Below are 13,244 nucleotides of genomic sequence, written 5' to 3'. Positions count from 1 at the left end.
GCAGCTCGCCATGGCCCTCTACTACTACTCGCTGGCGATTGATGCACTGGTGGGTGTCGGCGCTGTGCTGGCGCTACTCCCTGTCGTCGATCTGACGCTGATGCCTGTTGTCTATGCCCTGAGCTCCCTACCGTTCAGCGTCTATCTGATTCGATTCCTGCGGCGATACCGGTCCTTGATGTCCGGCTGAGCGGTGCACTCATCAATGCAATGGTCCCATTGGCAGGGGCAGCCGATGCGCGATGATGTGCCGGTGGAGATAGAAACTTCGATTGAGCGCACCTGCGGGCTGGCTAGCCATTTCTACTGGCGCCACGACAAGGACGGTTGCGATATCCTGCGTGTTCGCTACGACCTCGACCATCCCGACGCTGGCGCTTAAGCCTATGCTTTCTTGTATTTCGACAGCAACCGATTGAATCTTTCGACCCATGGTTTAGATGAGTCCAGCCGCGGGTCCAGAACCCAGAGATGCTTGTCTGGCAGGCCCTCCCTGCGCACCAGTCGGCCTATGCCCTGACGGAGTTGCCAAAGGGCCTCCTGGGCGACTATCCCGAACCCCCCAATCTTGACTCGCCGATCATGTGTAAGAGAACGGTTCAAGCCGATGGGTAGCCGGGTAATGACGAGATCACTCAGCATATTGTCCTCGTGTGCAAGGGCTTCGGTATCTGAGAGTGAAATGCCTGTCCATGCCGCCCCTACGCCGATCCACACAGGCTTTAGGCCTGAGCGATACAGTGCATCAAACTGCATAGCGCAGCCCCTGGCACTTGTCCCGGGGTGCTGCGCAATCAACCGCCCAGCCAGGTTATCTGACAGCGAATCGGATAATTGTCGGACATTGTCATGCGATGTACACAGTACCAGCGTACCGCCTGCCGCTCGCGCAGCGATGCGGTGGATTTGCTCGGAGGCGGATTGTGCCCACTCGGCGCTGTCGTCAGCGTCAACCGAAGTTCGCTCCGAATGCAGGACCACCGGCTTCCAGGTCCAAGGAGGATGCACTGGTCGGCAATAGAGGGCCCTCGCAACATCAACACCCAGTTTCCAGCGGGTGAGGTTTGCGGAGTCGCCGGCGAACAGGGTGGCAGAGCAGAGTGCTGCAGATCCTACAGAGTCCCATAGATCGGCCGTAGCGCCTTCCAGGTTTGAGCGCCCCACGGTTAAGCCGGGATATCGCCGGACTGGGGAAACCTCGAATCGCAGCATTGATCGACCTGACAACGCTGCACGGAAAGCGCCAATGGCGGCCCGTATGGCGCTTGTAGCATGGGCGTTGAGGTTTTTGGTTTTGATGGCACAGAGAGCGTCTTCAGCACGCTTCATTGTATCGGTGATGTCTGGATACTCCGACGGCCAACCCGAAGCACTGGTGGCGGATTGATTCGTCGGCAGAATTCGCTCGGTGATCTCGTGTTCCATTACTTCCAGGGCCAACAGCGCAGGCTTCTTGTTGACCTTAACCGAAGATTGGATTGTCCGGATCAGTGACCGAAAATGGATGGCATGGCTGAATATTGCAGCAAACGCTGCCTCCAGTTGGTGCGCTTCATCTACCAGTAGTGTATCAATTTTGCTGGGGATTCCGGAGGCCGGGTCATCGTCGGCGTCTCGATTAAACGCTGCGTGGCGCACATGTGAAGCCAGCATATGGTGAGAACATAGCAGGATACCCTGCTGCGACCTGTTCTCTGTGCTCTTCAGGGTTCGGTATAGCCCCTCGGCCGGGCATTCCTTACCAGAATCTCCACTGAGCATGACGGTTGATACGGGCAGGCCCTCGGCCAGTGACAGTGCATCTTCCAGAAGCCACGACAGGGCTTTTCCGGTCAGTTTGGCGATATTTTGTGTTCTGGCTGACAGGGCTGGGCCTCCTGCCTCTACCCAGTCCAGAAGCTCGCCATGGCTATTGTCTTGCGCCCAGCCTCGCACCGACTCCGGATCGACAAAATTCGGCCGGCCAAGCAACAGATCAATAGCAGGCAGGCTTCCAGGTAGCTGCGACAGATCGTCCACCAATTGCCATGTCACACTCAAAGGTGCACTGACAACGACCTGCTGTCCTGCAGCCGCTGCATCCGCAGCCAGCGCTGCGAGCATTCGACCCTTGCCAGTACCGGTGGCAGCCTCTACAAAAGCGATTTTACCCTGCTGGAGGCCTTCATGGGCCTGCTTCAACAACGGATGCAGCAACTCCCGGACAGACTCAATGCCATGGATCTGGCTGCTATCCTCAGATGGCCCGTCATCTTCATCCCCGGCGTCTGCACAGAGCGCTTCTATCAACCCTGCCGTTAGCACCGCCAAACTTATGCCACGCTCTTTCGCCATGGTCCGGAGATGCTGTGCTACTGACTCTGGCAGAGGCGCTGCAAAGGACTGAATCTTGTGCTGCGGCACTCGAACCGGTGCTATACCCGCGGAGAATGCTCGAGAGAGGTGATCGCGAGCCCACTTGCTTCGGTTTTGAACTTTGGATAGGTCCTGAACTGTGCCGACCCTCACAACATCCATTATCACTGCCCTCGAATTCGGTGAGTTGCATGCTCTATGTTTATTTGATAGTGTTTATAACATATTATGAAGTAAAGGTTAATACGAATGAGCGTACACAAGATCGACTTTGAGCTCCCTGAGTCCGTCTATCCGGACGAGGCTCGGGCAATGGTCGCCAGGCTGCTCGATGGCCAACAGGCGGACCTGGTGTCCACGCTAATGAATTACCAGGCTCGCACTGGTGATCCACAGGTAGGTTTTCCCCGTGTGCAGTTCGGCCGCTACCGCCGAGGTTTTTCGATGCTGGGTTTCGCGGAGGGCCAGCAAATCCTCGCCGATGCAGCCCCGATCATCCACAACGCCCTGTCAAACCACTATTCAGTCGTGATTCCGGTAAGCACAAAGACCTACTCGGTGCAAGCTGAATGGCGACCTTATCGGCTGGAGTACTCCATTCCTCGCGTCGTGGTCCAGAAAAAAGATCGCCAAAAGGCATGGATGAATGATCGTGCAACCGGTAAACCCTATCTCGAAAGTCTGCTTGTGCGGTCATTGCGCCGGCAGGCAGAGGTGGTCGGCGTAGAACTGCCATCTGCCATTGATGTCGCTTTTCTTGGTGCAGACCGCGACTACGGCGCCAAGCGAAAGGCAGAAGGCGGTTCCCTCTCCGCCATGGGTCTAATCAACGCCCGTTTTGCCGTCAATCTCAAGCTGACAGGAATTTGGGCAATTGGTTACCTCTTGTCCAAAGGACACGGCCACCTGGATGCCAATATGTCGCTTGCCGGTGTCCCGGAGGACGCAGAGGAGATCAACCATGCTCTATCCGAGTGACGTCGCAGATGCCCTTGGGCTCAAGCCAGACGCAGATCTGTTGCAATGGAAGGGCGATCCTGGCGCCTGCAGCCATTGCGGTCGGCCAATAGACGAAGGGGATGCCTACTCGCCAACCAATCTGGGTAAGTTTTTCAGCGATAGCCGGGATCTTGCGTCGGCTACAGGCATCGTGTGCTGGCGCTGTGTACACCTTCGGAAAAAACCGATGCTCTACGGCCTGTCAGCAGCCGTTATCACGGAACATGAGATCTATCCCATATCGAAAGACATCCACAAGGCCTGGCTGTTCACCGACCCGCCCAATGGGCCGTTTCTGGCTGTTCACTCGTCATCGACCATGCAGCATTTGTCGTGGCGCACTCCAGTGACGCAGGACTCACGGCGTATTCAGATTCGGTTCGGACCAAGCCTGTTTGTGGTCAGGCCATCGAATATTCGCCAGGCGCTGGCTGTTTTCGACCGGTTCAATGAGGGAGAGGAACCTGCGGCTCGCAAGTCCCCGCTACTCCTGGATCGGAAAGCTGCTGCGCCCTATCACGGACAACTCCGATCAGGTGCCAGAGAAAAGCTGGCACAGGATGACATTCAACTTCTGCTCAACCTTAGCCCGGGAGAGTACTGGGCGCTTTCATTTCTGATGCACTCAAAGAAACCCGAGCCGGAGAAGCCGGAACCGATCACAGCAAAAGTACTTGCAAAGCTCACAGACTGATACAGAGGAACTAATTGATGAAATTCGTTGTTGAAATCACCAACACCACACCTATTTTTTCTGCCGCACCCGGCGCTGGCGCCATCACACTGGACGGCCAATTGGCCTCAGCCGGACGAGGATTCCCGTATATCCGCCAGCGGAGAATGAAAGTCGTGAAGGAACAAGAGGATGGCACGTTACAACCGGTAGCGGTGCCCGTTGTGCCCGGCAACACGATGCGTAACCTGTTGCGACGCACGATGCTGAAACATTTCATCGAACCCGCGTTGGCCGGAGAGCAGATTTCTATTGGGGCCTATGCGGCTGCCTACGCTGGCAACGCTACGGGCAACCCGGAAGGGCTGCCGGCGACGTTTGATGAGACCGTCCTTTTGAGAAAGCACCCTTTTCTCGGTCTTTTTGGGGGTGGGCCGCGCTTTCTGCAGGGCCGCCTGAAGGTCGATTTCCTGTGGCCCATTCATTCTGATACTGCACGAGTGCTCGGGGAGGGGTATGAAGGACAAATGATCGCCGGCCACATTACCGATACCGTGTGGACGCGCCGCGTTGATCCTGTCCAAAAGATGAAGGACGAAGACAGCAGCGAAGCGATACGCGGAGGCTCTGATGCGGTCAATGGATGGGTGACGGACCTGCTGAAGGAGGCACAGAAAGCGGCAAAGAAGAAAGGTACAAAAACATCCCAGGAGTCCAAGGATGGTGAAGAGGCTGTTGAGGTCAATGTCCGTGGACTGAATGCCTTTAACGCCCACGAAGTGGTCGTGCCAGGCGTTAATTGGGTGTGGCGCTTCTCGGTAGATCAGCCTACGGATGCCCAGGTTGGGCTCATCCTGGCGGCGCTGACAAAGATGCAGAGCGAGCGCATTGCAGGTGGCAATGCGAAAGATTACGGAGAATTCCGTATCAACAACATCCTGGTCGATGGCGAGTCTGTTTGGACCGCTGGCCAGATGGACACGAATAATACAGAGCATTATCTGGATGCGTTCGCCCAGGCAATCGATGAGATGTCAGCGTCAGAATTTGAACAGTTTGTCGCCGGCAGCAAACAGGGAGCCTGATCGATGGAGCCATTGCGGATTAACTTCGGTATGCGGACGCCTATGGCAGACCCGCCAGATCTTTTCCATCTGGACGCGTTGTTGGGCGCACTAAAGGTGAAAGCGGTCGAGCGCGAGTCAGGGCAATCGGTCAATCCACGAGACCATCATTATGATATCCCAGTAGCCCGTTATACTGCTGCATCAGGAGAATGGGTATTCAAGGCCTCGAGCTTCATTGTGCAGCGACACTTCGAGCCCCAGGTGTGGATGCAAACTGGTCGCCTTAATACAACGACTGCGGCTGAGCACAAGGCATCAGGATGGCTCAACGAGCGGGGAAAGAAGCCCAACCCGGCCGGCGGTAGCTACAAGTCCTCCATCTATCACACGATGGTGTCAAACTGTGACCTGACGGCCTACTGCGTGGGTGATCGGGCCGGTGTGGAGGAACTGCTGACGCTTTGTGAGCAGGTAGGTGCGCGACGAGGTGTGGGGTTCGGGCTGGTTAAAAACATTACAGTTGAATGCGTTGCAGAGTCAGATTGCGCCTGGTACCAGAGAGCGATGCCAATGGATGCCGAGGAAGCATTTCCCGATCAGGACTATGCGGTGGCAACCGGCGCACTTCAAGCGCCGTACTGGGACCGGACGCGAGCCGGCAAAATATTGGTACCAGCTTAACTGGTGCCACCGTTTGTACGGCTACTATATTTTGTGGTCTTGCACTGTATCTGCCCCATTATGTTGGTGTGTTCCCCGCGGGCGCGGGGGTGAACGTAGCTGTCCGTTACCAATTTCGTCTTGCAGTGTGTGTTCCCCGCGGGCGCGGGGGTGAACGCGGAAATGAATGGCTTTACAATCTGGTCAAGGGGTGTTCCCCGCGGGCGCGGGGGTGAACGTGTTACAACATGGGCAGCAGGCTGATAGCAGTGGTGTTCCCCGCGGGCGCGGGGGTGAACGCTATAAAATATACATCGAGTAAAAAGTGCAATAGTGTTCCCCGCGGGCGCGGGGGTGAACGCGGGAGATAAAGAACGTATGTAGCCAGGAGTAAGTGTTCCCCGCGGGCGCGGGGGTGAACGTGTTATTGATGCAGTGACATTAATAGAGTCGATGTGTTCCCCGCGGGCGCGGGGGTGAACGTGAGTGCGAGTACGGGGCGAATCGGCAGCCTACGTGTTCCCCGCGGGCGCGGGGGTGAACGCGGGGTTGTACGGAGTTTTTGTAGAAAATCCTGGTGTTCCCCGCGGGCGCGGGGGTGAACGTGTAGCACTATGGTGCGTCGTGAATTGATGTCCGTGTTCCCCGCGGGCGCGGGGGTGAACGGTTGAAGCGTGGAGAGAATGATGGGCCATTTGTGTGTTCCCCGCGGGGCGGGGGTGAACGTACAGGGAGGTTGCAACATGCATCAACTCAAGTGTGTTCCCCGCTGGCGCGGGGGTGAACGGCGTGTTAGACAAATGGAAGCCAAGCACCTACGGTGCTCCCCGCGTGCGCGGGGGTGAACGGCATTAGGCATCTAAGGCCTCATGAATGGCTAAGTGTTCCCCGCGGGCGCGGGGGTGAGTTCTTACTCTTGGGATGACGCGGCGCACAAGGAATGGCTGGCGCTCGAGGCTTGGGTAGCGGCCTGGAACATCCCGGCGCTGGTGTTTAAGCCTTCGCTCCGCTCTGGCTATGGGTGTTGGTGTTTCAATGGCGGATGGGTTGCCGGCTGTTCGGCTGGCGCAGAGCGTAATATGGCAGCAGTGAGACCGCACGGAGGGTGTGGGCTCGACCCTATTTCAGCATAACTGGAGATCTGGCATGGATATTCATAAGGCGATGAAAAGTATTCGCAACAAGTTCAGTAGTGGCAACAGCGTGCCGGTTGAGCGCGCCCAGGTGACCGCTTCGGAGTGGGCCAGTGTTGAGTCCGGACTGGAGCGCATGAAAGGCGCGATGGATTCAGCAGAGCGGCTGCGGACGGGTTATTTGCACGATCTTCGTGAGACCCAGGACGCGCTCAACAACCTGCGCAGCGAGTACTATCAGGAGGTCGCAGAGCGGGACTCAAAGATCGAGGCCCTGACAGATGCGTTGGTCGATCTCGCTCGAAGTGACGACGATCTTATCGCAGGGCGTGCTCGCTCGGGCCTGTTGAATGCAGGTGTCATCACTGAAGCCATGGGCCGTCATGGCCGTGATCAAGTCGGTCAATGCGTTGCTTTGCAGCATGCTCGCCGGGTCAGTGTGATGACGGACGATCAGCTTGAGGCTGTAGCAGATGATGACCCGCTGTATGACGCAGCCAATGAAGAGCTGGGTATCCGTGCGTCTTGTGCCTCAGATCCCCGCGTCGCGCAAGCAATGGGCTGTGCCACAGGCGTGGACAACCAGCCAAGCTGAACACAGTGCGCCCTAAGGGGGCGCCTGCTCACCCTTTGTATGCAATTTGGAGAACCATTATAAGCATTTCAGAGAAGACCATGACAAGCCCGCATTTCGATGCTGTCGGCTCGGCTGCCAACAAGGCTCTGCAGAGCTTCGCCGATTCACTGGGTCTGGAGGTGGAGGATCTGGAGTCGGCGAGCAGTGACGTCGCTCTGGGAAACATTGTGGACCGGCTGACGACTATTGGCGTCAATGCGAAGGCGGCCACTGAAGGGAGTGATTACAAACTGATGGATGGCCACGACGAGGCAATGTGATTCTTTCGGCGGCCTGCCCGCTTAGTAGTTGTCCGGGCTCGCTGGCCGAATCCACTTATCCAAGATTAGTTGAGAGGCACCATGATATTTCAGGCCGCAATGCGGAGTATCCGCAACAAGTTCAGCAGTGGTAACAGCGTTCCGGTTGAGCGCGCCCAGGTGGCCGCTGCTGAGTGGTCGACTGTGCAGGCGGAAATCGACCGACTGCAGGCCAAAATTGATGCGATGGACCGGTATATGGAACCGGCATTGATCGAATTGTCGCAAAGCCCTGATGCGCATACCGCACGGCGTGCGCGGGCGGCACTGGTAGATGCAGGGCGGGTTTCAGCGATAGACCGGCATGGGCGTGGCCCAGAGGCCCAATGTGCGGCGCTGCACCAGGCGGCGTCTTCATCGTCATAACGCACAACGGCGGGCGTTCGCCCCGCCAGTCACTGTCCCCTGAATTGCGTTTCCGCCCTCGTTTCACTCGGGCGCGGGTAGTTGTTCGCCGATGCCGGGCCTGGCTGGCGCTAGCTGTCTCCCCGTTGCTGATATTCTGATCACATAATTGATCAACGGGAGAGATGCCCATGTTCACATTCAATCGACGCACCTTTGTGCGCAATCAGCGCGAGGCCGCGCAGGTGGCCAATACTGGTGGCACCGTGTTCGGTTTTTACCGCAAACGCAAGAACGGTGCGTTGCTGATGGATATGGACCGTGAACCGCGGGCGTTCTTTTGTACCCGTGAAGACACCGGTGCTGAGGTCTGTTTTGTCGTTACCGCGAGCCAGACCCCGCAAGGTGCACGCTTCTCATTTGGCATGACCGAGTCCACCCGCCAGTGGCTGGGAATGCCTGACCATCGCTATGACTTTCGTTCGCACAAAGTCGAGTCGTCGATCTGCGAGCAGGCTCGGGCCAGTCTCGAAGCTGTCGACTCGGTGGGCGCGTAGGCGCTTCACTGCAACCGGCACTCTCTTTGCCCGGGCGCGAACTCAGTAGCCGGGCATATTGCTCAATAATCCATGACAGAGGACTGCACCATGCGACCAAACGATGCCAAACCCAGTGACTCCATGGACCGCACTCGGCCGGCTCCCAACCTGTATGGCAAATGCTTTGCCATTCAAGGGTCGGACACCGTTGTCTTCAGGTGCGGCAAGGCTGTGGATCTCAAGGACCCGCAGAACGTGACAGAGGTTGAGTCTGCTGCCATTGATGCCGTGGGCCAGCGTATCGACTGGACAGATGTCGACAACAGAGAATGCAACGCCGGTTTGCTGTATCTGGGTACCGCTGAGGTGCTTGACGGCGAATGGCACTACTAAGCCCCAACAAATACAGCCCTGACCGCAAAGGTATCGCTATGACAACGCCCTTGAATCTTCAGAAGCTACAGCGGTTTCGTGATCTGATCGCTATGGTGCCGTCCTATCAACTCGATGAGACCTCGCCTTACTTCGCAGGAACACCCGACCTGACGGCAGCAGGCGCGTCTGCTGACCTACACGGCGTTCTTCAGAGCCAAGGAACGCTCACCGCGTCCATTGCTGGCTGGGGTTCTCTGGACCCAGCGCTACGCTGCGCCCAGGTGCCCAGTGGTGCCAACCCCCACGAACACGCCCACAACTGGACCGAGGGCTTTGCTGGCGACACTGAGGGACTGTCTGTGCGTGAAAAATGGGTTGTGCAAGCTCTGCTGGATTTTCTCTTTGACGATAGATGGGGCGGCATTGCCGATAACGCCAGTGACCAATGGTTGGCGCTGTCACGCCTTGATCACCTTATATTTTTGTGGGGTGACAATGATGACCACCCGAATTTCATGGAGTCTCCCGAGCAATTTGCGGAGACTGCTCTGAGTTGGTTCTCAGATGAGTTTCGGGCAGGGCGAATGGAGCCCACTGCGTCGGATGTAATCGCCCTAATGTATCGATTCGATCGAGGCGCTTCTCATGACTGACTCTGGCACCTGGGGCGCGATACAGGATGAGGCGCGGGCGCAGCTCAAGCTGATGTTGATGGCTGATCGCGGCAGCAAGACTTTTATTATAGTCATATCAGGTCTATATGACCATTAAAGTAGTCATTTTTATGAAACCTGTCGGCTCCGAGTGCAGCCAGGGGCGCCTGTGGCCTTCGCTGGCGCTCAGGCATAGGGGATTGTAGGGCGAATGCCGGGGGCGGCTCCGCCCTGACGGTGGGCTCTATTGGCGATAATGGTTTCACTCTGACCAATGAGGTGAAACATGCCAAAGCGTAGCGATTACATCAGCCCCGAAGCCACTCAGATTGATGTGGCGACAGCCTTTGACGTAGACGCAGACCTGGTCCAGAAAGGGCGGGTGGAAGCCTACTACTTTGACACCAAGTCCGGCCGCCCTGCTGCTATTGTCTTTTTTGGCAGAAAACAGAAGCCAAGCCTGTTTGTTGCATACCCCGACCCGGAGGTTCGCGAGTCCCAGGTTCGCAAGCGGGTGGTTTCCTACATCGACGACCTGCGCATCAAGCAGGCCCGTCAGCAGGCGCCGATGAAAGTCGTTGAGGGTGACATCATGGTTGCATCATGGGGTTGGGAGCAGACCAACGTCGACTATTTCCAAGTCGTAGGGGTGGCTGGTAAGAGAACCGTTATTCTGCGGCCTATTGGCGCGGTGAAGAAGCGCGACGGGCGCCAATTGACTGGCGTCTCAGTTCCAGTTCCTGGCCAGTTTGAAGGTCCGGCGTTCCGTCGCCGCGTTACTGACCGTGACAATGTGCGGATTGATGACGGTCGGGATGCCCGGCTGGTCGAGCGTACCGCCGAGGGCGGCATCAAAGCGGCAACCTTTACCGAGTACGCGTGAGGTAGGCGGCCGGCCATGGGTCGGCCTTCCCGCACTGCCGGTGTCGGCCCGGTCGTGTCTCCCGGGCGGGGTTTGGGGGCCAATGCCGGGACAGGACAGCGGTGGGGCCCGCTTTGTTGATGGCACTATGGGTGGACGATCAAAAGGCAGCATGGATTATGAATCGAGAAATCATTGCTCAGAATCTGCGGGATGGCGAATCAGTCGAAGACCTGGCGGTTCGGTTACTCGATGAGGTGGACGCACTGGCCCAGGAGGCTTCGCGGCTGCGTGAGGTGATGGCAGAGGCTGCCCGGGAGATAGATCAACAGTGGGACGCGCATTGCGACAGCGACGGCTACGGCCCGGTTAACCTGATGCACCGGCTGGAAAACGGTTTGGCGGCCGAGTATGCCCCAATCGCTGGCGCTGGCAACGAACCACCCGCTGCTGTGCGTGAAGCACTGCAACGCCTCATTGAAAACGGCATCGCCATGGGGCCGACAAGCGCTGACGATGCCCTGCTGGTGGCCCGGTTTCGCAGGAGTCTTCTCGGAATGTCTAAGCAACAAGCTGCCAGTAGCGAGAATGGAGACTCCGGTGCCTGACCGGGTTCCGCGCCTGACTGGCGCCTTGGCTGCCCCTCGCGGTGCTCGGGTGGGGGTGTTGGTACTGCAAAATCACGCTGGTCTGAGCTGCATCCGATGCTCAGGATGAGACAATTGAGCCACTATTACGAACACCTAAAGGTTTGGTTATGACCGTTATAGACACACAGTATGAGGACGCCGGACGGAAGCTTATTGACCGTGGGGTCTGGGTAGAGAACACACGAACGGGTCACCGCTGCAAGACCCTGGTTGGAGAGACATTCGAGTGGGACCTGAGCGACGGTCGACACCCGGTGGTTACCACCCGCCCGGTACCGATCAAATTGCCGGTGGCGGAACTTATTGGTTACTTGCGTGGATACACCAACGCCGATGACTTTGCTCGAATAGGCGCCAAAAGTTGGTACACGAATGCGAACGAAACGGCGGCCTGGCTGGCAAACCCAAACCGCAAAGGCGAAAACGACACAGGTCTTGTCTATGGCGGCGTCAGCCGTAACTGGCCCATGGTGAACGGTAACCAGATCACCACCATCGACACCGTGAAAGATGTGTTTGAGCGACTGGAGAGATGCGAGGACGACCGGGGACTGATCGTTACGCACTGGAATCCGGGGATGTTCCATCTGGGTGCACTGCGCCCGTGCATGCACACCTACAATTTCGCGATCCTTGGAGATCAGGTGCATGGCGAGTTCTATAGCCGGTCTATGGATATGCCTCTGGGAGGTCCTGCCAATTTGATGCAGGCGTCCATCCTGACTCACCTAGCAGCCCGTTTGGCTGGACTGCGCCCGGGCCGGGCCCGGTTGCATGTCACGAACCTGCACGTCTACGAAAACCAGTATGACAAGTTTTGCTGGCAAATGGAGCGCGACCCGCTGCCTATGCCAAAGATGGCTTTGAGCGATCGGATTCAAACATTCAACGACATCGAGAACGTCATGACGGCCGGTGATGTCCTGTTGAGCGAATTCGACCACCGCGAGACATACGAGCAGATCTGGTACCCACTCGCTGCATAAGTTGGGCGGGAGTGCGCCCATAGCACACTGGCGATGGAGCCCCGGCTTTGCGCCGCAACAGAGCAACAAATTAACGTGGAGTCATTATGACCAGCATCCTCGAAAGCAAGACCGCGCCGGTGGTCTACAAGGAACACATTGACGCACTGTCTGACCTGACGCTGGAGCAGGTCTACCACGATATTCAGCCGTTGTTTGTGGATCATGTGGATGCGCCGCGCAAGGAAATCTGGTTTGCTGACAAGGAATACACCTATGGCAGCGGGCGCGGCCGTCGCACCTATCCGCCGACCCCGATGAATGCGTGCGCCAGTATGGGCCGGATAATGCCTGCGGTGAACGGCGAACTGTTCAAGCTCGGTGGTTCCGCGTGGCGCGTGAATTCATGCTTTGTGAATTGCTACGACACCCAGCACCAGCACCTGGGTTGGCATGCCGATGATTCTCCAGAGATGGACGACAGCCAGCCCATTGCCATCTGGACCATCGGGGCTGAGCGGAAAATTGCGTTTCGCCCCAAAGGCGTCAAGGGAGAGGCGCATGATGAGTTGCTGCTCAATAGCAATTCCCTGGTGGTCATGTTGCCCGGGATGCAGCTGGAGTGGGACCACAAGATCCCGAAACACTGGGAGCCGTGCGGACCTCGGATTTCGTTCACGTTCCGCAACCTGATCTAACCCATCACTCAGGAGAGAACACGATGGACTCGAAGATTTTCATTGCCAGTATGCCTACCGGTTTGTGGTACACAGACCGCACCCGGGAAGAGGGTGGCGATTACAAGGTGCTCGGGTACCTGCTCTATGGTTCGCTGGAGTTGACCGTCGAACCAGGCTGTCCGGCGCCCCTGGCGGCAGACATCCGAGCCCATGCCAAGACTCTGCAGGATCGTCGCGGCGAGTCCCATCAGATTTCAACGGCGGGCCAGACCATTACGCTCGGTTATGACCTTCCCAGTCAACTACCCCGCCCTGAAGGGCGGAGCTTGTGACAGCAAGCTGGGTTGACCAG

18 protein-coding genes and 1 CRISPR repeat array are annotated in these 13,244 nt (G+C 57.4%); of the genes, 17 read left to right on the top strand and 1 reads right to left on the bottom strand.

What is annotated here, in order from left to right:
* Together LAT62_RS13460 and LAT62_RS13455 are read left to right on the top strand one after the other, a co-directional pair.
* Positions 1 to 190 (top strand): hypothetical protein (locus LAT62_RS13460; protein ID WP_293384875.1); only part of this gene is annotated, 190 nt, incomplete at its 5' end.
* Positions 191 to 205: 15 nt separating this feature from the next.
* Entirely contained in the window at positions 206 to 382 is a 177-nt protein-coding gene (locus LAT62_RS13455) for a hypothetical protein (protein ID WP_293384872.1), read from the top strand.
* 2 nt (positions 383 to 384) lie between these two features.
* Here LAT62_RS13455 and LAT62_RS13450 read toward each other — a convergent pair whose 3' ends face one another.
* A complete protein-coding gene (locus LAT62_RS13450; RefSeq protein WP_293384869.1) occupies positions 385 to 2,334 on the bottom strand; it encodes a helicase C-terminal domain-containing protein in 1,950 nt (649 codons plus the stop codon).
* Positions 2,335 to 2,604: 270 nt separating this feature from the next.
* Here LAT62_RS13450 and LAT62_RS13445 point away from each other — a divergent pair, with 270 nt between their 5' ends.
* The 15 genes from LAT62_RS13445 to LAT62_RS13375 all read left to right on the top strand — a co-directional run bounded on the left by LAT62_RS13445 (position 2,605) and on the right by LAT62_RS13375 (position 13,224).
* On the top strand, positions 2,605 to 3,333 hold the full coding sequence (locus tag LAT62_RS13445; RefSeq protein ID WP_293384866.1) for a hypothetical protein: 729 nt from the start codon (positions 2,605 to 2,607) through the stop codon (positions 3,331 to 3,333).
* Positions 3,317 to 4,048: a type IV CRISPR-associated protein Csf1 gene (gene csf1 / locus LAT62_RS13440; RefSeq protein WP_293384863.1), complete on the top strand. Its 732-nt coding sequence runs from the start codon at positions 3,317 to 3,319 to the stop codon at positions 4,046 to 4,048. Before LAT62_RS13445 ends, csf1 begins: the two co-directional genes overlap by 17 nt.
* A gap of 17 nt (positions 4,049 to 4,065) precedes the next feature.
* Positions 4,066 to 5,112 carry a type IV CRISPR-associated protein Csf2 gene (csf2, locus tag LAT62_RS13435; protein ID WP_293384860.1) on the top strand — a complete coding sequence of 349 codons (1,047 nt, stop codon included), beginning with the start codon at positions 4,066 to 4,068 and terminating at the stop codon, positions 5,110 to 5,112.
* A gap of 3 nt (positions 5,113 to 5,115) precedes the next feature.
* Positions 5,116 to 5,775 carry a hypothetical protein gene (locus tag LAT62_RS13430; protein ID WP_293384857.1) on the top strand — a complete coding sequence of 220 codons (660 nt, stop codon included), beginning with the start codon at positions 5,116 to 5,118 and terminating at the stop codon, positions 5,773 to 5,775.
* A gap of 68 nt (positions 5,776 to 5,843) precedes the next feature.
* Positions 5,844 to 6,663: direct repeats of the CRISPR family, unit length 28 nt; unit sequence GTGTTCCCCGCGGGCGCGGGGGTGAACG.
* 237 nt (positions 6,664 to 6,900) lie between these two features.
* Positions 6,901 to 7,482 (top strand): hypothetical protein, encoded by a 582-nt coding sequence (locus LAT62_RS13425; RefSeq protein WP_293384854.1) that lies wholly within the window; start codon positions 6,901 to 6,903, stop codon positions 7,480 to 7,482.
* 80 nt (positions 7,483 to 7,562) lie between these two features.
* The gene (locus tag LAT62_RS13420) at positions 7,563 to 7,784 is read left to right on the top strand and encodes a hypothetical protein (protein WP_293384851.1); all 222 of its coding nucleotides are present in this window, start codon (positions 7,563 to 7,565) and stop codon (positions 7,782 to 7,784) included.
* A gap of 81 nt (positions 7,785 to 7,865) precedes the next feature.
* On the top strand, positions 7,866 to 8,189 hold the full coding sequence (locus tag LAT62_RS13415) for a hypothetical protein (RefSeq protein WP_293384848.1): 324 nt from the start codon (positions 7,866 to 7,868) through the stop codon (positions 8,187 to 8,189).
* Between the two features lie 170 nt (positions 8,190 to 8,359).
* On the top strand, positions 8,360 to 8,725 hold the full coding sequence (locus tag LAT62_RS13410) for a hypothetical protein (RefSeq protein WP_293384845.1): 366 nt from the start codon (positions 8,360 to 8,362) through the stop codon (positions 8,723 to 8,725).
* A gap of 90 nt (positions 8,726 to 8,815) precedes the next feature.
* Positions 8,816 to 9,100 (top strand): hypothetical protein, encoded by a 285-nt coding sequence (locus LAT62_RS13405; RefSeq protein WP_293384842.1) that lies wholly within the window; start codon positions 8,816 to 8,818, stop codon positions 9,098 to 9,100.
* Positions 9,088 to 9,735, top strand: coding sequence for a hypothetical protein (locus LAT62_RS13400; RefSeq protein WP_293384839.1), 648 nt, complete (start codon positions 9,088 to 9,090; stop codon positions 9,733 to 9,735). The genes LAT62_RS13405 and LAT62_RS13400 overlap by 13 nt, the downstream gene beginning before the upstream one ends.
* 286 nt (positions 9,736 to 10,021) lie before the next feature.
* Positions 10,022 to 10,618, top strand: a complete 597-nt coding sequence (locus LAT62_RS13395; protein WP_293384836.1) for a hypothetical protein — start codon at positions 10,022 to 10,024, stop codon at positions 10,616 to 10,618.
* A gap of 158 nt (positions 10,619 to 10,776) precedes the next feature.
* Positions 10,777 to 11,205, top strand: a complete 429-nt coding sequence (locus tag LAT62_RS13390) for a hypothetical protein (protein WP_293384833.1) — start codon at positions 10,777 to 10,779, stop codon at positions 11,203 to 11,205.
* 149 nt (positions 11,206 to 11,354) lie between these two features.
* On the top strand, positions 11,355 to 12,233 hold the full coding sequence (locus tag LAT62_RS13385) for a thymidylate synthase (RefSeq protein WP_293384830.1): 879 nt from the start codon (positions 11,355 to 11,357) through the stop codon (positions 12,231 to 12,233).
* Positions 12,234 to 12,319: 86 nt separating this feature from the next.
* Positions 12,320 to 12,910: an alpha-ketoglutarate-dependent dioxygenase AlkB gene (locus LAT62_RS13380; RefSeq protein WP_293384827.1), complete on the top strand. Its 591-nt coding sequence runs from the start codon at positions 12,320 to 12,322 to the stop codon at positions 12,908 to 12,910.
* Positions 12,911 to 12,933: 23 nt separating this feature from the next.
* Positions 12,934 to 13,224, top strand: coding sequence for a hypothetical protein (locus LAT62_RS13375; RefSeq protein ID WP_293384824.1), 291 nt, complete (start codon positions 12,934 to 12,936; stop codon positions 13,222 to 13,224).
* The last annotated feature ends 20 nt before the right edge of the window (positions 13,225 to 13,244 follow it).

The organism is Natronospirillum sp. (genome assembly GCF_022565775.1).
Classification (GTDB): domain Bacteria; phylum Pseudomonadota; class Gammaproteobacteria; order Pseudomonadales; family Natronospirillaceae; genus Natronospirillum.
This window is presented reverse-complemented; position numbering and strand designations above follow the sequence as displayed.

Excerpts from the sequence above, each read along its gene's own strand:
- LAT62_RS13455 (WP_293384872.1), top strand. The coding sequence starts at position 206 with ATGCAATGGTCCCATTGGCAGGGGCAGCCGATGCGCGATGATGTGCCG.
- LAT62_RS13450 (WP_293384869.1), bottom strand. The coding sequence starts at position 2,334 with ATGGCGAAAGAGCGTGGCATAAGTTTGGCGGTGCTAACGGCAGGGTTG.
- LAT62_RS13445 (WP_293384866.1), top strand. The coding sequence starts at position 2,605 with ATGAGCGTACACAAGATCGACTTTGAGCTCCCTGAGTCCGTCTATCCG.
- csf1 (WP_293384863.1), top strand. The coding sequence starts at position 3,317 with ATGCTCTATCCGAGTGACGTCGCAGATGCCCTTGGGCTCAAGCCAGAC.
- csf2 (WP_293384860.1), top strand. The coding sequence starts at position 4,066 with ATGAAATTCGTTGTTGAAATCACCAACACCACACCTATTTTTTCTGCC.
- LAT62_RS13430 (WP_293384857.1), top strand. The coding sequence starts at position 5,116 with ATGGAGCCATTGCGGATTAACTTCGGTATGCGGACGCCTATGGCAGAC.
- LAT62_RS13425 (WP_293384854.1), top strand. The coding sequence starts at position 6,901 with ATGGATATTCATAAGGCGATGAAAAGTATTCGCAACAAGTTCAGTAGT.
- LAT62_RS13420 (WP_293384851.1), top strand. The coding sequence starts at position 7,563 with ATGACAAGCCCGCATTTCGATGCTGTCGGCTCGGCTGCCAACAAGGCT.
- LAT62_RS13415 (WP_293384848.1), top strand. The coding sequence starts at position 7,866 with ATGATATTTCAGGCCGCAATGCGGAGTATCCGCAACAAGTTCAGCAGT.
- LAT62_RS13410 (WP_293384845.1), top strand. The coding sequence starts at position 8,360 with ATGTTCACATTCAATCGACGCACCTTTGTGCGCAATCAGCGCGAGGCC.
- LAT62_RS13405 (WP_293384842.1), top strand. The coding sequence starts at position 8,816 with ATGCGACCAAACGATGCCAAACCCAGTGACTCCATGGACCGCACTCGG.
- LAT62_RS13400 (WP_293384839.1), top strand. The coding sequence starts at position 9,088 with ATGGCACTACTAAGCCCCAACAAATACAGCCCTGACCGCAAAGGTATC.
- LAT62_RS13395 (WP_293384836.1), top strand. The coding sequence starts at position 10,022 with ATGCCAAAGCGTAGCGATTACATCAGCCCCGAAGCCACTCAGATTGAT.
- LAT62_RS13390 (WP_293384833.1), top strand. The coding sequence starts at position 10,777 with ATGAATCGAGAAATCATTGCTCAGAATCTGCGGGATGGCGAATCAGTC.
- LAT62_RS13385 (WP_293384830.1), top strand. The coding sequence starts at position 11,355 with ATGACCGTTATAGACACACAGTATGAGGACGCCGGACGGAAGCTTATT.
- LAT62_RS13380 (WP_293384827.1), top strand. The coding sequence starts at position 12,320 with ATGACCAGCATCCTCGAAAGCAAGACCGCGCCGGTGGTCTACAAGGAA.
- LAT62_RS13375 (WP_293384824.1), top strand. The coding sequence starts at position 12,934 with ATGGACTCGAAGATTTTCATTGCCAGTATGCCTACCGGTTTGTGGTAC.